Source organism: Rhodococcus sp. NPDC004095 (assembly GCF_053604015.1).
In genome coordinates, this window is the sequence record NZ_JBSGGS010000005.1 from 425954 (window position 1) to 444385 (window position 18432).

Below are 18432 nucleotides of genomic sequence, written 5' to 3' on the forward strand. Positions count from 1 at the left end.
AGCTGGAAGGTTGAACTATAGAAAACTCAGCGGGCGTGTGCTTTATTAGAAGTAGATAATGAGCACAACGTTAGTCATACCGTCATTCAATCCAGTGAATATCCGCGAGCGAACCAAGCTCACGGCTAGCGCGAGTGTTGGCGACGAGACACTGACGGTCCAGAGCACGCAGGGCTACCCGGATGGCGAGATCGTCTATGTTGGCGAGCTGTCCCGGGAAGGCTGCGAGCGGGGCGTTGTTGAGTCGATCGACGATGAGACGACGATCAGCCTGGTTGATCCCCTCGAACTACCGCACACCCGCTTCAGCGACGTCATAGCCGTGCTTGGCGACACCATTCGGATCTACCGCACAGACAACGTGGATGACCGAGTGCCGGCCGACGACGCGTTCACACTTCTTGCGACCCGCTCAATCGATCCCGACCAGCTCTCGACCTACTACCGTGACAGCGAGGGCACGTCGGCGCACTGGTATCGCTGGACCTACTACAACGCCACCACGAGCGAAGAAACTGACCCTTCGACTCCGATCCGCGGTGACGACTTCGGGCACTACGCGAGCATCAGCGAGATCCGGCGTGAGGCTGGATTTGAGAACGCCCACAATCTGTCCGATCTGAACATCGACGAGCAGCGTCGCGCAGCGGAGGCCGAGATCAACACTCGACTTGCGGGCAAGTTCAAGACTCCGTTCAACCCGGTCCCAGAGATCATCCGCATCCGCACAAGGCAGCTTGCAGCCGCGCTCCTGAAGGCGAAGTACCTACCTGGCACGACCAGCGAGAAGGAGCTGAAGACCATCCGTGCACTGATCGACGGTATGAAGACCGGCGACGACATAGTCACGGACGACGAGGGCAACAACGTCTCGACGAGTGAAGGCATTTCAAGTTGGCCCGACGAGACCGCACCACGAGCGTTTGAGATGGGGATGAAGTTCTGATGGCGGACGGGACGACGCGCGTCAGGGTGAAGATCTCCGGTGACAAGCAGGTTCGCGAGATGCTGCACGGGATCGGTCTGGACATCGACGACCTACATCCCGCGATGCAAGACGTGGGCAAGTACCTGAAGGGCTTCTATGGCGGTGAGGTGTTCGCATCGCGTGGACAGGTGATTGGTGAGCCGTGGCGGCGACTGTCTGAGCCCTATGCGAGCCGCAAGGCGAAGCGCTACCGCAAGGGCGTACTCGTCGCGACTGGTGCGATGCAGAAGGCGTTCACCTACTCGACGACCAACACGAGCGCCACAATCACCAACAAGGACAGGAAGTTTGAGTGGCATCAGGCAGGGACGAACACGATCCCCGCCCGCGTGATGATGAAGCTCGAGGACGGTGACGCGCAGTACAACAAGCTTGTCGCGATCATCGAGGCGTCGCTCGCGAGCAGCATCAAGAAGCGAGGCGGTGTGTGAACGGTGAACTTGACTATGTCCAGGTCGTTCTCGACCTGATGCGTTCGACACTGGGGGAGAAGATCGCCAGGTACTACTACGGCGACCCCGAGCAGATCCCGACGTTCGATCTGCCGGCTCTGATCGTCGAGTCCCCGGAGGACGACTTGGCGCGAGATGGCATGGGCGATGATCAGGACACTGAGAGCGTCGTGATCAAGGTGGTCCTCAACAAGGTCGACGACTGGGCAGCTGAGGCGACCGACAAGGACATGACCCTCTACAAGCTACGCCGGATAGTGGGGCTGAAAGACCTTGCCACCAAGGGATACCAAGAGGGAACGATCAAACACGCGATCCGCAACTCGTCGACACAAGGCATCTCTGCTATCGCCCGCGACGTCACAGTGCGGTATGAGACGGTGCTGCGCTCGGGGGGTGAAGAACCACTGGTAACTGCTGAAGCTGTTATTACCGTGCCGATCATGTATGACGTCCAGGTGGATGAATTCGATTCAATCGAGCAGATGTAGTGTTTATTTATTCGTGGGCATATCTTATATTGAAGCCATGAGTAAGAAAGAATCTCAAGATAAACCAGCATTGATGAAGTTTCTCGTGCCAGCCGTCGGTGAGGTGGAAGCCGAAGACTTCGATGACCTGGCCAAGAAACTAGATAGCATGAAAGATGAAGAGGTAGGTGATGAGCACGACAACTAACCCTGAGATTGCCCGCCGTGGCGCGATTGGCATAAGCATCGGTAGCAACACGGCTGCGCAGGCATGGGTGCCGTGGCGCGCAGGTATTCCACAACTCAAGACAACGGTAATCGAGGACGATAGCGCGGTCGGGGTAGTCGAAGAGACTAGCGATTCGGAAGTCGTCGGTCAGTGGGTTGAGAACAGCCTAGAGGGGATCGTCACTGCCGAGTCATTCGGCTTTGTCATGCTGAACCACTTCGGATCGGTGTCTACCGGCACGGCGACCGGAGGCAAGTATCCACATACATTCAGCGTCAATCAGACGAGCCTCGCCCCTGCGATGAACCTGAGCTATAAGAGTCCGCTCCAAAGCAAGCGTTACACGAAACTGACGATTGACACGCTTGAGATCAACGCTGAAGAGCAAGACTGGGTGACATTCTCCAGCGGCTACAAAGCGACGACCGGTAGCGATCAGACTGAAACCGTGGCGTTCACCGCCGAGAAGAAGTTCAGCTGTAAGAACATCGTTATCAAGAAGGCATCAAATGTTGCCGGCCTCTCTGGTGCGACAGCGCTGCGGGTTCTCAAGTTTAAGCTCAACAGCGAGCGTCCAAGTGAGCAAGAGTTCCCTCTCGGCAACGGAACTGACCCTGACTTCGTACGTGGCGAGTACAAGGCCAACGCGGAGATCGTGGTCAACTACCAGAACACCGACATCGACGACGACATGCTGGCCAACACCATATACGCCATGAGCATCACAATGACTAACGGCACGGACATCCTGGCTTTTACTGGCTCGAAGGTGCGCACCCGCGAGATCGAACGATCCGAGGACAAGAATGAGAAAGTGACAGCCACCCTGCAATTGTTCTTTGAGTACGACGCGAGCGTTGGCCGAGCAATCCAGCCCGTGCTGACGAACTCTCGCACCGGCTACGTTGCAGCCTAGTCTCCATTGACTAATAGATATGCCCTTGCTTAACTAAGGGCATACTTTAATTGGAGACTACTGAATGATAGACATCACTACAAAGCGGCGCGTCGATATCTCGGGGTACGGCGAGGGATGGGACGGCTGCTACCTCACGATGAAGACGATGAGTCCGAAAGACTTCGCCAAATGGTTTGAGGTTAAGGGTACGGATGAGGGGGCAGAGACGGCAACCCTGAATGATCTGTACAGCGACCTAATGAAGGAACTGCTGATCGGCGGAGTGATCATCAACTCGGCTTCTGGTGAGGCTGAGAAGTACACGCTGGCCGACAAGGACTTACCCGACCTCATCGAGCAACTAGACGTCACTCACAAGCAAGATGCACTGCGGGTTGCGGCTGGAACCTACGGTTTAAAAGGCCTCTAGCTGACGAACTTGAGGATATCGAGTATCAACTCGAATTGTTGCTCCTGCATGGCCTTACAACCTCGGCGGAGGTCGATCCTGATCTGATGGAGCAGGTAGCGGATCTTCGCTATCGACTTGAGATGAAAATGTCAGTCGAGGAGTTTGAGAAGCAGCCTTGGCAAGAGATATGGCTGACGAGAACTGTATGGTCACTGGATGCGCGACGTGCTAATTTAGAAGCAGAAAAGCGGCAACAGAACTAATCCGCCGCCGGAGCTTTCAACTCAGTGTCAGCCAACAAAATCAAGATTGAAATAGATGTCGACAACAAGTCGGCTGTTGCTGAGTTCGATGAAACGGCGAAGTCCGTCGACAGGCTGGGTGCGAAGTCGAACGATGCCGATGCGGCGTTCGCTGGGTTCGCTCGAACGGTGGGGACTGGTGCACTCGTAGTTGGTGCTGCTGTTGCCGCTGGTATGGGTGTCGCGATCCACAGTGCGGGGAACTACGAATCGAGCCTGTCCCAGCTACGCCAAGCATCCGGCGCGACCGCCAAAGAGATGGACGCGATGTCGCAGCTCGCGCGTGAGCTGGGCCAGTCGAACGATCTTGCTGGTGTCTCGGCGGCGGATGCAGCCCGCACGATGGTTGAGTTGTCCAAAGCCGGACTGTCGGTGAAAGACACGATGGACAGTTCCAAGGCAGTGATGTCGCTTGCCAAAGCCGGCAACATCGACTTCGCCGAGGCAGCAGTCATTGCGGCTTCGGCACTCAACGCCTTTGGACTGCAAGGAAATCAGGCGATACAGGTGGCGGACATGCTCGCCGCTGGAGCGAATGCCTCGCAGGCAGAGCTTGGGGACTTGGCGCTCGGGCTCCAGCAGTCAGCGACCGTGGCGAAGCAGTTCAAGCTCTCCCTCAACGAGAACGTCACCGCTCTTGCTCTGTTTGCCAACAACGGCATCAAGGGATCTGACGCAGGTACATCACTGAAGACGATGCTCATCGCCCTCGCCAGTCCGTCTGTCGCTGCGGCCAAGGAAATGAAGAAGATGGGCTTCTCTGCGTACGACGCGCAAGGTCAATTCGTAGGTCTAGAAGAGATGTCGAAGCGTCTTGCCAAGGCGACAAGCAAGATGACCGACGAGCAGAAGCAGAACGCTCTTGCGACGATCTTCGGTACGGATGCCTTTCGTGCAGCTTCTGTCCTCGCAGACAATGCGGGTGACTCGTACACCAAGATGTCGAAGGCTGTCGGACAAGCTGGGGCCGCGCAGAAGGCCGCTGCTGCACAGATGGGTCCGTACGAGAAATCCACCGAGGGTCTGCGGAACGCCATGTCAGAACTTGGCCTCACTATCGGTAGCAAGGCGTTGCCGTACGTCACGCGCTTGACCAACGCCGCCGGTGACTTTGTCCGGGGCGTGAACGGAGCAGTGCCGGGAGCGATTGCGACGTTTAACCAGCTCCTGCCAGTGATCACGCAGGTGAGCGCGGGACTTGTCGCGTTTACGGTCGTCCAGAACGCGGCCGGCGTCTCGACGAAGGCACTGACGATCGCGCAGGGTGCACTCAACTTCGTGATGCGGGCAAACCCTCTTGCCCTGGCCGCCGCTGGTGCCACAGCCATAGTGGTCGCCTACGTCCAGGCGGTACAGCAGACGAACAACAACACCGTAGCTGCCGAGCGGCTGAAGGTTGCGCACGACAACCTGGCCGCTGCGACACGCAACGCGAAGGCGGCGCAGGACGAACTGACTGGCGCGCAGCGAACAGCTGAGGGTGCGGCACTCGCCGTCGAGCGTGCCCAGGTGAACTTCAATAACGCAGTGGCGCAGTATGGTCCAAGCTCGCTCGAGGCGCGTGAGGCCGCATTCCAGTTGAAGGGCGCGCAGGATGAGTTGGCGAATGCCAACGCACGCGTAGCCGACAAGACGCGAGACGCACAGAAGGCGCAAGAAGAGCGAACCAAGGCAGTGGAGGCGGTTAAGGCTGCCTCCCGAGATGTCGCTGGAACTGTCTCGAACGAGGCCAATGCCTGGAAGACCCTCAGTACTCGAATCAACGAGGCCGCGGATGCTCGCTCCAAGGGCGACTTCAAGTCTCCAGTACTCAACCTGACGGGTAACCCGCTCAACAAGCACGCGACTGGTACTGCCTACTCGCCTGGGGGACGGTCTGTCGTTGGTGAGAACGGCCCGGAGATCGTCGACATGCCGCAGGGTGCGCAGGTGACCCCTGCGTACCGCACCCGCAATGAATTGGCTGGGGGCGCTGGCAACACGATCAACGTGACGCAGCACATTTACAACCAGATGGACTACGACCGTGGCTTCGCAGAACTAGGATTTAGATGGAGATTTGGATAAGTGAAAGAGTTTAGAATCGGTGATCTGACCCTGATAACCGGCAGCGTTCCGGCAAAGGGCTTCATGCTGCAAAAGCCGGTGAAAGGGCTTGAGAGTCCCAAGCATCGGACGACCAGCTATTCGTTACCGGGCCGGAACGGTGTATCGGTATCGAGCAAGTTCCTGGATGGCCGTTTGGTCGAGTTGACCGGCACGATCCGCGCTACGGCAGGCGAGACGGCAGCTGAGTACGAGGCGAGACGGCAGGCGTTCATCGCGGCAATCACGAACGAGACCGGCAACAACGGCCTGCCGATCCCTGTGCGGATCAGCTTCAGGACGCTCGCCGGACAGCGCTACTACCTCGACGCCTACTTCAACGATCCGATCATGCCGCTCGAACAGCCGATGAGCACTCGGTTCATGGTGACGGCGATCGGCAATCTGATCTACGGCGACGACACGGTGACGTCCGGCAACATCAGCCGTCCGTCAGGCGGCGGCTTCCTGATTCCGTTCAACATCCCTTTCACGGTCGACGCGTCCACTGGCGGCACGATGATCTTGTCGAACGTCGGGACAGCGACGAGCTACCCAACCATCGACGAGGCCGGCAACGGCGGCATCATCCTGACGGGCGAACTCCACAACCCGATCATCTCGAATCTGACCACCGGCCAGTACATCGAACTGAACTACACGATCGGCGCGGGTGACTACGTGCAGATCGACATGATGAACCAACTCATCCTGCTCAACGGATCGTCGTCACTGATCCACGCCAAGACGATCACCTCGGACTGGTGGGGACTTGTGCCTGGCCCGAACAGCGTGAGCATCAGTACGTCCAGTGCCTCGGATGGCGGCTACGCGACCGTGACGTTTAACCCGGCATTCGTAGGTATCTAGCGATGAAGTGGTCATCCAAATACAGCATCGAGTTCTGGGACAAGCACGGCAATCAGTTGGCCGACTACAGCGGGCGGGCGTACAACCGCCGCGTCACCCTGAGTCGCAACAGGCCGGATGAGATCAAGTTCAGTCTCGACCTCAACAACTTCGAGGAACACTGCCGGAAGGCCCACACCGACCCACGCCAGATCTTGAAGACGGCCAGTACCGAGGTACGCGTCCGCCGACTTGGTAGCTACCTCGCTGGTGGTCAGCTCGTGTATGCCGAGGCGGTCATCGACGCCAACAGCCAGCGCATCGACTGCGTGGTGTACGGCTTCTTGTGGCTGTTCGGCAAGCGCTATACCGGAGAATCCAATGCGGGTCAGGTGCTTGAGGTGCATACCACGGCCAACGGAAATGCTAAGAGCCGTAAGGATCTTGCTTGGTATCTGATCAACACCAGTCAGTCACTGACTAATGGCGGCTTCGGGATCACTCGTGGCCTCACAGGTGGATCAGCTACCACTTACGACAAGCAGTACAGCCGGACCAACCTCCGCAACGCGCTGGAGAACATGACGGAACTCAGCACCGAGCCGATCGACATTGAGATCACGCACGACAAGGTGTTCAACACCTACGCCCAGATCGGTTCGAACCGTCCCGACATCGTGTTCGAGTGGCCGTACAACATCCTGACCCTCAACGCTCCAGATGACGCCACCGACATCTCCAACGAGGTGATCGGCATTGGGTCAGGTGCGGCAGACGGTACGCAGGCCGTCGCTGTGGCAGAAGATCTGATATCCCAGACCGACTACGAGTTGCGTCAGGAAGTGTTGCAGACCAACGGAACAGACAACAGCGACGGCGGTATCACCGATGCAGCCGAGGCGCACCGCGATGCCAAGAGCCGGCCGATCCGCGTTCCGAAGTTTACGGTGGACGGCAACAAGCCTCCGTTCGTGACGGACTACCGGATTGGCGACCGTGTGTCGGTGAAGGTCAACAACCATCCGTACCTGGCGGACATCAACGGCACCTACCGCATCGAGAAGCTGACACTCGAGATCGACGACAACGATTCTGAGGTGGTCACCCCGGAGGTAGTGGCATGGGCATAAATATGGCCGAGGATCGACCGGAGTATGCGCTGGTTGCTGAGATGCAACGCTTGCGGGCCGAGTTCGATGAGTACCGCACCACCCCGCAGCGCATCGGCAATGGCTCATTGAACTACGCCGTATTCGTACCGTTCACGCTGGGGCCGTTCACGATCCCATCCGGCTTCACAGCGAACATCGGCGTCACCTTCATGGATCACACCGCACCGTTCACGTACGACGGCAAGCCTGCGATCAACCGCAGCACGCTCATCGAGCCGAACTACAGCATCGCCGTCGACGTCAACGACAGTGATCACCTGGTGCCCTACGGCCCAGCGCTGACACCGCAGCAGCGCATGGTGCGGGATAGCTGGCGCTGGGACTACTGGCAAAGCAGCTTCACCGAAACGAACGGCCAGCGCTACGTCAATATCCAGCTGACCAACTATGACGCTTCGTCACACAGTTACTGGGTCATCGGCACTGCGCTCATCCCACGACCAGCATTAAAACCCCAATAGGAGGAACATGGAGAATCTAAGCCACAAAGTATTCGTAACAGAGCAGGGTCAACAGATACCGGTGCAGTTGGGGGATGGGATCGACGTCATCTTCACTGTCGATGGTGACGAAGTGGTCGATACCGTTCCAATAGAGGCCACGCCCCAGGAATTTGAACAAATCCAAATTCAAGCACTGACAAATGAAATCCCTGCTGATATATTGAGGGAAAAGAAAGACGAATAATCACATATGGCACGATACGTTTCATTCCTGAATCCCTCCCGAGTAGACCAAGAAGGACTGCTCAAGTACCTCAATAGGCTGTTCGGGCCAGGTGTCGCCACGGCGTTCAATGCTAACGGCTGGAAGGTGTCGCAGCGTGGTGCGGGCGCGAACATGTCGGTCGACGTTGCCGTAGGAGATGGCCTACTCAACCTGCCAACCAATGCCTATGGATTCTGGGGTTGGACGGATGCGACCGAGAACGTGGTTGTGACAGCTGCAAACCCGACTAATCCGCGCATCGACGTGGTTGTGGCATGGGTGGATACGACGGTGACAAGCACCGGGTCGTCGAACTCGCCTAGTGCCTTGAAGTTTCAGATCATGGCTGGCACGCCAGCAGGATCACCAGTCGTCATGAATGACGCCACGATCCAGTCGACACTCGGATCGGGAGTGGCGTGGATCAAGCTCGCGACGATTGCGGTCGCTGCGGGATCGACGTCTGTAGTGACGGCGAACATCACGGATCAACGAACAGGAATTACATCACTGCCGCAAGTAGCGGATGGATCGATCTCGGCAGCGAAGTACGCAGACAATTCGGTTACTGCGCCCAAGTTAGCGGCCAGCGCAATCACTCTCGACTATCAGCAGATCACGTCTTCGGTTGTGTCGAGCACTACCGGAACAATCGCAACTGGCCTATCGCGGACTGTAGTGATTCCTAGTAGCACCAGGCGGGTGCGTATCACCGCTGAGGGCGAGCGTGTGCGAGGTAGCATTTCCGGTGCTCTCTATGGCATTAGCATTTGGGACGGGACGGCAGGTAGCGGTACGTTGCTAAAGGCTTGTTATGCGTCGGCGCCTGGTGCTGACAAGAGTGTTCCAGCAAGGGCAACCGCAATAGTCGGGCCATTTACAGCTGGCACGTCGAAAACCTGGAGCGTCGGACTTTACGAAGACGGAGGGTCGTGCTCCCTCGACGCATCGGCAACTTCTCCGGTATTCATCCATGTGGAGCACATATGACGCGATTGCAAGAGCCAAGTCAAGAGTGGGGAGTCAGCCGCAGATTCGGTGCTGGGCACAACGGTGTCGATTACAAGTACCCGTCGAGTACGCCCGTATATGCCGCCGCTGATGGAGTCGTGGATTTTGAGGGCGAGGGAAAGTATCATCCGTGGATAACCTGGATGGGCGGCACTAGCATTCTGCTGAAACATGAGAGTCTGTATTCTGGGTACTCGCATCTATCTAGCACGGTGGTGAACATCGGAGACCGTGTCAGGAGGGGCCAGCTTATCGGCTACTCGGGAAGCACTGGAAACAGTACAGGACCCCACCTGCACTTTGATGTGCTGCCGCTGAATCCGGACTTCAAGAACGGCTACTCGGGAAGGATTGATCCTGATAGATACTTCGCAACTAACATCAAAGGAGGTGATATGCCAGATTTAGTAAACAAAGATACTGCTCGAATCTTAGCAGCTTCGATCGGAACAAGTGACGGACTCGACGGCCGGCCGAACGCACACAAGGGCGACCGCGACGTCGACCTGGAGAAGAACATCATTGGTAAGGAGCTGACCAATGAATTCATTCGCAACTGGTGGGCCTCTGCTGAGGGTGCGCAGAAGATCGCCATCATCAACAGCGCCTACGAATCGCGAAACAACGCCCTTGGCAAAGTTGGTGAACTCGAGGACGAGCTAAAGAGGCTTCCTGGTGATACTTCGGAGGCGGAGAAGCGACTTCAAGCAATACGGGATGCTCTTGGCATCAGGTAGGTGACGTATGACTGCACCCCGCCAAACCCAAGTCGAGTCCGAGAAGCCAGCGAAGGTCTGGCAGGTTCAAGAAGTGTCAAACAAGGTCGACACCCTCTCTGAGGCGGTGGCCGAGGTGAAGGGCATGATTGCTGCTCAGAATGCGACGTACATGAGTCGCACGGAGATCGCCCTCGAGTTTGAGAAGCGGGACAACAAGATCATCTCTCTGCAAGCTAAACAGAACACGGCTAGCAAGGTCATGTGGTCGGTGTGGTCGGCGCTGATCCCGATCATCTTGGCGGTGATCTGGAGTGTGATCGTCAACAACGCCAAAGTGGAGCCGTAGCGTGACGAGCTACATAGCCGACCCACATCAGGCCGAACTCAACGCCGAGCGCGTCATGAAATCCTGGGGCTTCATCGACGCCAAGGCGACAACCGGGGGAGCAGATGGCGGGATCGACGTGCGGTCGTCAAGGGCACTCGCTCAGGTGAAGTGGAAGAACGGTGCCGCCGGCCGACCAGAGATTCAACAACTCTATGGTGCGCGTGGGAACGATCATGAGAAGCAACTCTTCTTCTTCGCTGCGTCAAGCTACACCAAGGAGGCTGTCACGTACGCCGATCAGGTGGACGTGAAGCTGTTCATCTACGACCCACTAGGTGCGGTGGAACCGGCTAACCAGCGCGCTAAGGACTTCGTTCCTGCCGAAGCCGGCCAGCCTGCGAAATCTACGGCTGCGATGCCTTGGCTGATGTGGGCGGCCTTCGTTGTGGCCGCGGCACTCGCGATCGGCATGATGCTGTTCGCCATTGACCGCCTGGTCTAGTGAGCGCATAGTGAAATCACAACTTAACAAGGAACTATGAACATGGAAGAACTCTTCATCATCACGGCAGTCGCCGGTGCAACGGAACTCATCAAGCGGACGTACGATCGTGACTTTCGCGCAGCTACGATCATCGCGATGTCGGCAGCTATTGGTTTGGCAGTGGGTCTCACCGGCCTATATGGTGCGACAGTCGCGAGCGGGCTAATCTTCGGACTCGGCGCGTCGGGTCTTGTCACGGTCTCACAAAAGATCGGTACAGTGCGCACTACAAACTAGGTGGCTTTAGAAGCACTTTGCGTCGAGCGTGGCACGGGTTGCCGCGCTCTTCCGATATCCAACCCATCTCGAACATCTAAGAACTTTGCGCGGCTTCTAACTACGTGGTAGACATTGAACACAAATCTTGTTCACCTGGAGGATTCATGGCGCGTCAGCAAGTTGTTCAGTATGTAGTGACCGACGACTTCGATGGTAAGAAAGTTGACGAGAATCTGGCAGTAGCCGTCGAGTTCTCCTGGGATGGCAAGGACTACCGTCTGGACCTGCGCCCGGAAAACTACGACAAGATCAAGGGTGACTTCGAGAAGTGGATCGCGGCTGCGGCTGAGGTGAAGCCGACCCGTGGTGGCCGTGCTTCTTCCGGCACCCGTAAGTCGTCAGCATCCGGCCGCTCGAAGGAAGAGCTGGCCCAGATCCGTAAGTGGGCAGCGGAGAACGGTCACGAAGTTAGCTCCCGCGGTCGAATTGCCCAGGAGATCCAGGACGCGTACGACCAGGCGCACGCGTAGTTCACGCCGTCGACCGATACACAGAAGAGACTCCCCTACTCCATTGGAGCGGGGGAGTCTCTTGGTTTCCGACCCCTGTTAGGGGAGTGGTCGAATTGTGAGGCGGTGGGGTAGGGGAGTGGTCAGTAGTTCACCGGACCAAACGCTCAGTGATGGTAGAAGTCCATCGCCCGCCGTAGATCATCGATGCGGTTGGTCACCTCAATGATGGCTTGTCGGATATCTGCGACACCCGGCAGTACCACATCGTGCAGCCGGCCTCCACGAACAACCGAGTCCTCGTACGTGGCTTCGGTATCCACGGTTGAGTTGTCGAGCATCGCAGCATGAGACTCCAGACTGTCCCACGTCGAACCCATCTGGCTGTAGTCGGATTCAAGGCTGCGGATCTCGTCCTGTGCGACCGACACGGCTTCGCGCCATGCCTGCGCTGCGTCACTCACTGGTTCTCCTGTTCGTCGTCACGGGGCTTCGGCTCGTACGGACTAGGGCCAAAATTCGGCCTGCGCGGCCCGTCCTTCTTCGGTTTGAACTGCGTCTCGTCGCGCTTGCGCTGTTCGATCTCCTGACGCACCTCACCAGCCGGACGCCCATACTTCTGACGTGAACGATCACGCGCGAGATCGGCAACGCCAGTCGGCTCGTAAGGCTTGAGTGCCTTGATCGTGACCGGCGGTGAGACACCGTCTGAGGTTTGGATGGTAGCGATCGCGTGGTGCTTCTTGACCTGCGTGAAGTCATTCTCGCTGAACAGCTTCCGTCCACCGAATTCGGGAATCCAGGTGTTCGCTTCTGTCGAGCTGGTGGAGTAGATCACCCGTGTTCCCGTGTTGTTGATGATCCCGGTCTTCAACTCGCGCGAGATGGTCTCGATGTACTGCGTGGCGAGCGTGATGCCGAGTCCGTGCTTCCGAGCCCTTGCCAGCATGTCGTCGAGTCCGTCCTGGACGTTCGCGCTGACCTGGAACTCGTCCAAGTACAGAAAGTTCGGGCGCTTCGGCTGCATGCTCTGCGCGGCGCTCCAGATGGTCGACGTGAGCAACGAGCCGAGGAGTTCGGCCGAGTCCTTGGGTAGTCCGCTCAAGCTGACGAGCAGGATCTTGTTGTTCTCCAGCACATCTCGGATCTTGACCGTGGACTTGGTCTGTCCGATCATTGCCTTGATCTCGGGTCGGCCTGAAAGCTGCCACAGCTTGTTGTGCAGGGTCTCCGCGTAGGTCGGCCGCATACCCTTCATGCGCTCCCAGAACTCGATGAGTTCTGGCGAGGTGACATCGCGCTTCACCTTCTCCGCCCACGCTATTTCCGCCGGATTCCGTGGTGTGATGAGTGGGGCGAGATCAACGAAGGTCAGATCGCCGTGTTCGATGAGCGTCCAGAGTCCGTGGTAGAGCAAGTCTCGGACTGCAACTCCCGATCCGGTCATCGGGTACAGGGTCTCGAATACTCCGACAATCTGGTCGATAACCCCGCGACCCGCGCCCTGATCGAACAGGTTGAAGCCCACGGGATTATCCGTATCGGCAGCGACGTGAATGGTGATTACGTCATCGATACGGTGCTTCGGGATGTACTGGAGTGTGCGGTTGAACATGGTCTCGGTGGATTCACTGGAACTTGCGTCGATCACGATCACGCCGAAGTCGTTGTGCATGTCTGCGTAGGCGCTGTTGGCCATCTGAACCGTCTTACCCTGACCGGTGCGCCCGCCGATGAACATGTGCTCGGTCGCATTGTCGTAGTCGAGAGCAACCGGCCGCTCGCGGCCCGGTACGTTGCTGTGCCCCAGAATCCGACCCTGACGCGGAATGATCTCGCTCGCCGGCAACCGGCGCGGCGCACCTTGACTGACGCCAGGGATGTCGGGATCTCCGATCGGCCACCCGATAAGCGAGACCAGCTCCGTCACACTGATGAGGTTGCCGAGCTTCTTGATGGGCGTAGCCGCGTTGCTCACGTCCGGCGTGAGATTCATCCCGTTCACCGGCTTGGCGTAAATCTTGTTGTCGCTGTTCTCGCTCTGGAGCGAGCGAAGTACGTTCATGATGAGGCGCTGAGCACGCTTCTCGTCGTTGGCGACTGCGGCGATGCGTCCGGCGGCGACGAACTGCTGCTCATCGACCGGCTGAGGCGGCTTCTTGTCGGTCTCGGGGACACCGAAGATGAGTGCCCTCATGAAGCTCGGCCTGCTCGGTGGAGCGGAGTCGTACTTCGTCAGCTCGGAGTGAGTGATGACCCACTGCAAGATGACCCGTTCACCGGGTTCGTCGATCTGGACCGCCTTGAGAATCTTGGTCGAGTGATCACGGGCGTTCTTGATGCTCAAGAGCCGTTCGGGGTTCGTCTCGTACAGCCTCACCCCGAAGGTGTAGTCCGGGTCTTCGTCTTCAGGGGTCGGAGTGATGTCAATGCCGGGGACGTGCGCCTCCAGCTGCCCGATCAGGTACTCGGCGTCACGTGACGGAACGCGCAGGCGGTGCGTGATGCCGCGATCCGTCCCGATGACCTCGAACACCATGGTCGGAACACCACCGAACTTCGCCACGTCGCCTGCAAGGTTGCGGCCGATGGAGTTTGCGAATGCGATTACCCGGTCTTCGGATAGACCCTTCGGAAGAATGAGATCGTAGCTGTCGCGGCCCAGGTCGTGCTGCCGCTGGTTGGACTTCATCATTTGCCTCCAGTACATGAGTGTGGGGGTGGCGATTAGGAGTGCCAGTGAGAGGCAGATGATTATTGTTTCCATCTGCCTCTCACTGTGACACCGAAGTGGCGAATTGACCAGTGTGGCCAGTCGCTACGGGTTGTATTTCCCGGATGCGCCGAGCGCCTTGATGACGCGAGGTCCGACAAAGATCGCGAGGGTAAGTGCGATACCTACGAGTGCGATGTAGCCGACGAACGGTTCGACCACGGCCCACGCAATCTGGACTGCAACGATGAGTCCGATCATCGCCCAGATAAATGACCAGATGGACTTAGATGCCTTCTTCATTATTCTCCTAAGGGGTGATGCCCCGGGTGGTGCATCGTGTGATGTTCCACCCGGGGCGAAGGGTTAGTTGTGCTCGTTGCGGTACTGTCGAAGGGCGTCTTCATTCAGTCGCGCATCGACTTCACCCATCATGATTTGGTGCTTCCGACGCTTGACCTCCTTGTCGTACGCCTGTTCCTTCAAGCTCTTGCCGGTAAAGAGAACCGACATCCACAAGATCAAGAAGAAGACCCAGATCGGCGATGTCAGAATGACGATCGCGGCAAAATTTCCCATGGTGTTACCTTTCGTCTGTTATTTTTCCTCGATGTAGACGATCTCCTCGATCAGGATGAGCTGATCGTTGACAATGTGTACTTCGCGTCTGATTCGACGCTCTATCCGGGTTCCTCGACGCCTACCGAGTTCTTGTCCGATTCGGTAGGCGTCGAGCTCACCCTGGCTTAAGGCTCGTCGTCGTTCGTGGCTCACTTGTCCACCTGGATTATGTCGATGAAGTTTCGGTAGTTCCGAAGCCGGCAGATCATGTTCAGTCGCTGCTTCCGGGTCGACTTCGACTTCGGTGCGTGGCGAATGTTGTGTCGGTACATTTCCCTCCCTCCGTGCTGTCGTGGGATCAAAGCTGCCAGCCGTCCGGATTCAAGAGGAAGAGTCAATTGGAAACTGATCATTCAGTTGAATGACAGTCAGGAGTCACCAGCGCACGTCGTCTAAACTGAGGGTTCAATTGAACCCTTGGAGGCGGGTTGACCAGCAGGGATGAGTTCGTTGCCGCGATGGGCAAGCTGGCTGAGGGGGAGGGTGCAACAGAGCCTCGCATTGAGGCGCAACCACAGATTCTCGAAGCGCTGGGTGTCGGAGACGGGGCTAGTGCACGTGCGCGCCTCATTGAACTCGCTGATGACGTGCTCGCCGAGGCTGACCATGTAGCAGGCTGGACGGGCAATAGTCTGAGCGACTTCTTCTTGCACGCTTACGCTTTAACGCCTGAAGATTCCAAGGGCCGTCGCACAACTCTCAATGTTCGCCGCCGACGACTAGTTAATGCCCGTGGGCAATCTAGCGTTGCTCTCAATACGAGCAGGACTAAGGAGAGGGCGGCGATCAATCTTATTGCGGATCACCTTGGTCTTAGCGCGGTCGAGCCAGAATCTGGTACTGAACGCCCAGAATCGGTCGAATCTAAAGAATCCGAGCACGTGAGCATCGACGTTGTAACCCGGACTAAGAAGAGGGTCGAGCCGAGCTTCAAGTACTGGTTGTCGACGTATTCGGACAGGGTCCTTCGGTTCATGCTTAATCATATGGCGATAGGTTCGCTATTGATTTTAGCTTTGGTTATTGGTTTTCTGCTCGGCGTCCTGCTATTAAGTTCAAAGATATCTGATTCCCTAGATGAGGCCTCCTCGGAGAGGGTTGATTCAAATCCTGCAACGGGCTTATCTCATGCTGAATTCTCTCGTCTTCCTGAGGCTGAACAGATTGACGCGTGTGTCCCAATCATTAAGGGTCGTGTAGCTCATGCATGGAACGAACAGCTGAGTGAAGGATCTAAAAGTGTCGGCCGCCCAGCCTATGTAGATGAAGAGAACCCCACCGCAAACGGGTTGTTGAATCTTACTTCGGCATCACTGGCTGTCATTGCTGCTGAGCCAAATGTTGATACCGCGCAGAACCTTGTAGTGTGCGTCTACTCGCCGGCGACGCCCCAGTATCATGAAACTGTCTCGTTGCTCGCGTCTGGAGGAATCGTAGCGCCGGTATGTTCAAGTTCGAACGATGAGTTCGGTGAGGTGCCAGCCGGGCCTCTGTCGATTCCTCATGCCCCAAATCCCAACTACAAGACCGTTAATCGTGAAATTGGTGGATGGATTGAGTACGGCTTGAGTCGAGGAGACACGTGGCGAGTCTGGCGTTTCGAACGCAGCGAGCACCCTCGTGCTCAACAGGCGTCTTTAGCTTTCGCCGACGGCGAGCGTGATCTGTATAGCGTGATGTGCGAACCATTGAGGAAGTGACATTAGTGGCGCCACTCGATTCTTATTAGTTCCGGATCGAACCTGTACTTGTCCTTGAACTTCGGGTAGCGGTAACCCTCAGTCTTCGGCATTGGGTCGACGTAGATTCCGCTGATCAGCAGAGTCAGCAGCCGTCGCTTCCACTCGAGATCGGCGTGTTCCCACCGCTCCTGGATGTCGCCGCTGAGGTCGATGCTCGCAGCAGACGTGCTGGACAGTTCCCCTTCGATTGCCCTACTTAGCTCACCCAGCTTGGCGTCAGTCTGTGCCTTGGCCCGTTGAAATTCATCTCGGGTGAGCAGGTGATGCACGTAGTAGTCGTCGGTCAGTTCCGTGATGGAATCCGTGAGAGCGCGCTGTTGAGCTGTGAGCGTCTTCAAGGCATCTGCACTCGACTTTGACTTGTGGAGCGCTGTGGCGAGCTCAGGTGAGTCGAGGCGGTACATAATGCAGTCGGTCACAAGCTCGATGATCGGCTCGACCATCCGTGACACCTTCCCGCACCCATGCTGTTTACCTGTCTGGTTGTCCGTCTTCCCGCAGGCCGCAGTAGTCCGGTAGGAGCCATCACGCTGTTGCTTACTCTTGTGGAATAGCTTCTCTTCGCACAGGCCGCAGTAGAGGAATCCCTTGAGGAGGTGCTTTCGTGCGCGGCCGGGGTACTTGGATGCCCGGCGGTTGATCTCAATCGCGGCGTGGAGTTCGGCCCATTCCTCACGCGTGAAGATCGCGGGGGATTCGGACGGATACTCGACACCCTTATGTAGGACGATGCCCGCGTTGATTGGCCGGATGAGGACATTGCGTACCTTCAGCGCGTTCCAGTCTTTGCCGTGTTGGGTGAGGATGCCGCGTCGATTGAGGTCGACTGCGACTGACCAGAACGATCCCCCTGCGATGACCCGATCTGCCATCTCGCGCAGGAGTTCCGCCTCGGATTCACGAATGGCTGTACGTCTGCGCTCGAAACCAAACGGTCGCTGCCCGCCGAGGAATCGTCCCTGCGATGCCGCGTCGAGCTTGGCGTCCCGCTGTCGCTCCACCATGTGCTCGACCTCGTACCGCGCCGCAGCGCCCACGATCCGAGCTTGGAATCGTCCAGACGGGGTCGACAGATCGATGAATCCCGAGAGCACGGTGTGGGTGCCTACCCCGTTCGACTCGACCGCATCGAGGTAGGCCTCAAGCTCGGTGGGGGAGCGCTGTAGGCGGTCCTGGTGGTAGGCCAGAACGGTGCCGATAGCACCTTCCTTCACCAGCTCAAGGAGTCGTTCGTACTGGGGGCGTGGCTTCCCGCTGTATGCCGAAATGTCGTTGTCGACCAGGACGTGAGCGACGGTGAGTCCGAGTCTTGAGGCCATGGCCCGGCAGTCGCCCTCTTGCCGTTCGACGCCGGCCGCCCGACCGGTCTTGTCGGAACTAATCCGGCAGTAGATTGCCGCTGATGCGTTGGGGGACTGAGGGTTTGAAGCTTGCATATTGTACCTACTATTGTCGCAGGTT

At 57.5% G+C, this 18432-nt stretch carries 23 protein-coding genes; 19 read left to right on the forward strand and 4 right to left on the reverse strand.

What is annotated here, in order from left to right; all coding sequences use genetic code 11:
- Positions 1 to 94: 94 nt before the first annotated feature.
- From ACWEPG_RS12740 to ACWEPG_RS12820, 17 genes are all read left to right on the forward strand, one after another.
- Positions 95 to 946 (forward strand): hypothetical protein, encoded by an 852-nt coding sequence (locus ACWEPG_RS12740; RefSeq protein ID WP_452594507.1) that lies wholly within the window; start codon positions 95 to 97, stop codon positions 944 to 946.
- Entirely contained in the window at positions 946 to 1419 is a 474-nt protein-coding gene (locus tag ACWEPG_RS12745) for a phage virion morphogenesis protein (RefSeq protein ID WP_452594508.1), read from the forward strand. Before ACWEPG_RS12740 ends, ACWEPG_RS12745 begins: the two co-directional genes overlap by 1 nt.
- Positions 1416 to 1931: a hypothetical protein gene (locus ACWEPG_RS12750; RefSeq protein ID WP_452594509.1), complete on the forward strand. Its 516-nt coding sequence runs from the start codon at positions 1416 to 1418 to the stop codon at positions 1929 to 1931. The genes ACWEPG_RS12745 and ACWEPG_RS12750 overlap by 4 nt, the downstream gene beginning before the upstream one ends.
- A 37-nt stretch (positions 1932 to 1968) precedes the next feature.
- Entirely contained in the window at positions 1969 to 2118 is a 150-nt protein-coding gene (locus ACWEPG_RS12755) for a hypothetical protein (protein ID WP_452594510.1), read from the forward strand.
- Complete coding sequence (locus ACWEPG_RS12760) at positions 2102 to 3055, forward strand: phage tail tube protein (protein WP_452594511.1); 954 nt, start codon at positions 2102 to 2104, stop codon at positions 3053 to 3055. The genes ACWEPG_RS12755 and ACWEPG_RS12760 overlap by 17 nt, the downstream gene beginning before the upstream one ends.
- 64 nt (positions 3056 to 3119) lie before the next feature.
- Complete coding sequence (locus ACWEPG_RS12765) at positions 3120 to 3467, forward strand: hypothetical protein (RefSeq protein ID WP_452594512.1); 348 nt, start codon at positions 3120 to 3122, stop codon at positions 3465 to 3467.
- Positions 3468 to 3736: 269 nt separating this feature from the next.
- A complete protein-coding gene (locus ACWEPG_RS12770) occupies positions 3737 to 5818 on the forward strand; it encodes a phage tail tape measure protein (RefSeq protein ID WP_452594513.1) in 2082 nt (693 codons plus the stop codon).
- A complete protein-coding gene (locus tag ACWEPG_RS12775; protein ID WP_452594514.1) occupies positions 5819 to 6706 on the forward strand; it encodes a phage distal tail protein in 888 nt (295 codons plus the stop codon).
- 2 nt (positions 6707 to 6708) lie between these two features.
- On the forward strand, positions 6709 to 7815 hold the full coding sequence (locus tag ACWEPG_RS12780) for a hypothetical protein (protein WP_452594515.1): 1107 nt from the start codon (positions 6709 to 6711) through the stop codon (positions 7813 to 7815).
- Complete coding sequence (locus tag ACWEPG_RS12785; RefSeq protein ID WP_452594516.1) at positions 7806 to 8318, forward strand: hypothetical protein; 513 nt, start codon at positions 7806 to 7808, stop codon at positions 8316 to 8318. Before ACWEPG_RS12780 ends, ACWEPG_RS12785 begins: the two co-directional genes overlap by 10 nt.
- Before the next feature lie 7 nt (positions 8319 to 8325).
- Positions 8326 to 8544, forward strand: coding sequence for a hypothetical protein (locus tag ACWEPG_RS12790; protein WP_452594517.1), 219 nt, complete (start codon positions 8326 to 8328; stop codon positions 8542 to 8544).
- A 6-nt stretch (positions 8545 to 8550) separates the two neighbouring features.
- On the forward strand, positions 8551 to 9555 hold the full coding sequence (locus tag ACWEPG_RS12795) for a hypothetical protein (RefSeq protein WP_452594518.1): 1005 nt from the start codon (positions 8551 to 8553) through the stop codon (positions 9553 to 9555).
- Entirely contained in the window at positions 9552 to 10313 is a 762-nt protein-coding gene (locus ACWEPG_RS12800) for a M23 family metallopeptidase (RefSeq protein WP_452594519.1), read from the forward strand. The genes ACWEPG_RS12795 and ACWEPG_RS12800 overlap by 4 nt, the downstream gene beginning before the upstream one ends.
- Before the next feature lie 7 nt (positions 10314 to 10320).
- Positions 10321 to 10641, forward strand: coding sequence for a hypothetical protein (locus ACWEPG_RS12805; RefSeq protein ID WP_452594520.1), 321 nt, complete (start codon positions 10321 to 10323; stop codon positions 10639 to 10641).
- Between the two features lies 1 nt (position 10642).
- Positions 10643 to 11125 carry a restriction endonuclease gene (locus ACWEPG_RS12810; RefSeq protein ID WP_452594521.1) on the forward strand — a complete coding sequence of 161 codons (483 nt, stop codon included), beginning with the start codon at positions 10643 to 10645 and terminating at the stop codon, positions 11123 to 11125.
- Positions 11126 to 11167: 42 nt separating this feature from the next.
- Positions 11168 to 11404 carry a hypothetical protein gene (locus ACWEPG_RS12815; protein WP_452594522.1) on the forward strand — a complete coding sequence of 79 codons (237 nt, stop codon included), beginning with the start codon at positions 11168 to 11170 and terminating at the stop codon, positions 11402 to 11404.
- 146 nt (positions 11405 to 11550) lie between these two features.
- A complete protein-coding gene (locus ACWEPG_RS12820; RefSeq protein WP_452594523.1) occupies positions 11551 to 11916 on the forward strand; it encodes a histone-like nucleoid-structuring protein Lsr2 in 366 nt (121 codons plus the stop codon).
- A 146-nt stretch (positions 11917 to 12062) separates the two neighbouring features.
- On the opposite strand, the gene ACWEPG_RS12825 is transcribed toward ACWEPG_RS12820, so the two are convergent.
- From ACWEPG_RS12825 to ACWEPG_RS12835, 3 genes are all read right to left on the reverse strand, one after another.
- Positions 12063 to 12359 carry a hypothetical protein gene (locus tag ACWEPG_RS12825; protein WP_452594524.1) on the reverse strand — a complete coding sequence of 99 codons (297 nt, stop codon included), beginning with the start codon at positions 12357 to 12359 and terminating at the stop codon, positions 12063 to 12065.
- On the reverse strand, positions 12356 to 14590 hold the full coding sequence (locus ACWEPG_RS12830; protein WP_452594525.1) for a type IV secretory system conjugative DNA transfer family protein: 2235 nt from the start codon (positions 14588 to 14590) through the stop codon (positions 12356 to 12358). Before ACWEPG_RS12830 ends, ACWEPG_RS12825 begins: the two co-directional genes overlap by 4 nt.
- A 123-nt stretch (positions 14591 to 14713) precedes the next feature.
- On the reverse strand, positions 14714 to 14911 hold the full coding sequence (locus ACWEPG_RS12835; protein ID WP_452594526.1) for a hypothetical protein: 198 nt from the start codon (positions 14909 to 14911) through the stop codon (positions 14714 to 14716).
- A gap of 69 nt (positions 14912 to 14980) precedes the next feature.
- Between ACWEPG_RS12835 and ACWEPG_RS12840 the strand changes: the two genes are divergently transcribed.
- Positions 14981 to 15358, forward strand: coding sequence for a hypothetical protein (locus tag ACWEPG_RS12840; protein WP_452594527.1), 378 nt, complete (start codon positions 14981 to 14983; stop codon positions 15356 to 15358).
- 299 nt (positions 15359 to 15657) lie between these two features.
- Positions 15658 to 16929: a hypothetical protein gene (locus ACWEPG_RS12845; protein ID WP_452594528.1), complete on the forward strand. Its 1272-nt coding sequence runs from the start codon at positions 15658 to 15660 to the stop codon at positions 16927 to 16929.
- A 2-nt stretch (positions 16930 to 16931) separates the two neighbouring features.
- Here the strand turns inward: ACWEPG_RS12845 and ACWEPG_RS12850 are convergent, their stop codons facing one another.
- A complete protein-coding gene (locus ACWEPG_RS12850; RefSeq protein WP_452594529.1) occupies positions 16932 to 18407 on the reverse strand; it encodes a recombinase family protein in 1476 nt (491 codons plus the stop codon).
- Between the last annotated feature and the right edge of the window lie 25 nt (positions 18408 to 18432).

What these genes read in the sequence shown, in the direction of transcription:
- ACWEPG_RS12745 (WP_452594508.1), top strand. Translation starts at nt 946, where the DNA reads ATGGCGGACGGGACGACGCGCGTCAGGGTGAAGATCTCCGGTGACAAG.
- ACWEPG_RS12755 (WP_452594510.1), top strand. Translation starts at nt 1,969, where the DNA reads ATGAGTAAGAAAGAATCTCAAGATAAACCAGCATTGATGAAGTTTCTC.
- ACWEPG_RS12760 (WP_452594511.1), top strand. Translation starts at nt 2,102, where the DNA reads ATGAGCACGACAACTAACCCTGAGATTGCCCGCCGTGGCGCGATTGGC.
- ACWEPG_RS12765 (WP_452594512.1), top strand. Translation starts at nt 3,120, where the DNA reads ATGATAGACATCACTACAAAGCGGCGCGTCGATATCTCGGGGTACGGC.
- ACWEPG_RS12780 (WP_452594515.1), top strand. Translation starts at nt 6,709, where the DNA reads ATGAAGTGGTCATCCAAATACAGCATCGAGTTCTGGGACAAGCACGGC.
- ACWEPG_RS12785 (WP_452594516.1), top strand. Translation starts at nt 7,806, where the DNA reads ATGGGCATAAATATGGCCGAGGATCGACCGGAGTATGCGCTGGTTGCT.
- ACWEPG_RS12790 (WP_452594517.1), top strand. Translation starts at nt 8,326, where the DNA reads ATGGAGAATCTAAGCCACAAAGTATTCGTAACAGAGCAGGGTCAACAG.
- ACWEPG_RS12795 (WP_452594518.1), top strand. Translation starts at nt 8,551, where the DNA reads ATGGCACGATACGTTTCATTCCTGAATCCCTCCCGAGTAGACCAAGAA.
- ACWEPG_RS12800 (WP_452594519.1), top strand. Translation starts at nt 9,552, where the DNA reads ATGACGCGATTGCAAGAGCCAAGTCAAGAGTGGGGAGTCAGCCGCAGA.
- ACWEPG_RS12805 (WP_452594520.1), top strand. Translation starts at nt 10,321, where the DNA reads ATGACTGCACCCCGCCAAACCCAAGTCGAGTCCGAGAAGCCAGCGAAG.
- ACWEPG_RS12815 (WP_452594522.1), top strand. Translation starts at nt 11,168, where the DNA reads ATGGAAGAACTCTTCATCATCACGGCAGTCGCCGGTGCAACGGAACTC.
- ACWEPG_RS12820 (WP_452594523.1), top strand. Translation starts at nt 11,551, where the DNA reads ATGGCGCGTCAGCAAGTTGTTCAGTATGTAGTGACCGACGACTTCGAT.
- ACWEPG_RS12830 (WP_452594525.1), bottom strand. Translation starts at nt 14,590, where the DNA reads ATGATGAAGTCCAACCAGCGGCAGCACGACCTGGGCCGCGACAGCTAC.
- ACWEPG_RS12835 (WP_452594526.1), bottom strand. Translation starts at nt 14,911, where the DNA reads ATGAAGAAGGCATCTAAGTCCATCTGGTCATTTATCTGGGCGATGATC.
- ACWEPG_RS12850 (WP_452594529.1), bottom strand. Translation starts at nt 18,407, where the DNA reads ATGCAAGCTTCAAACCCTCAGTCCCCCAACGCATCAGCGGCAATCTAC.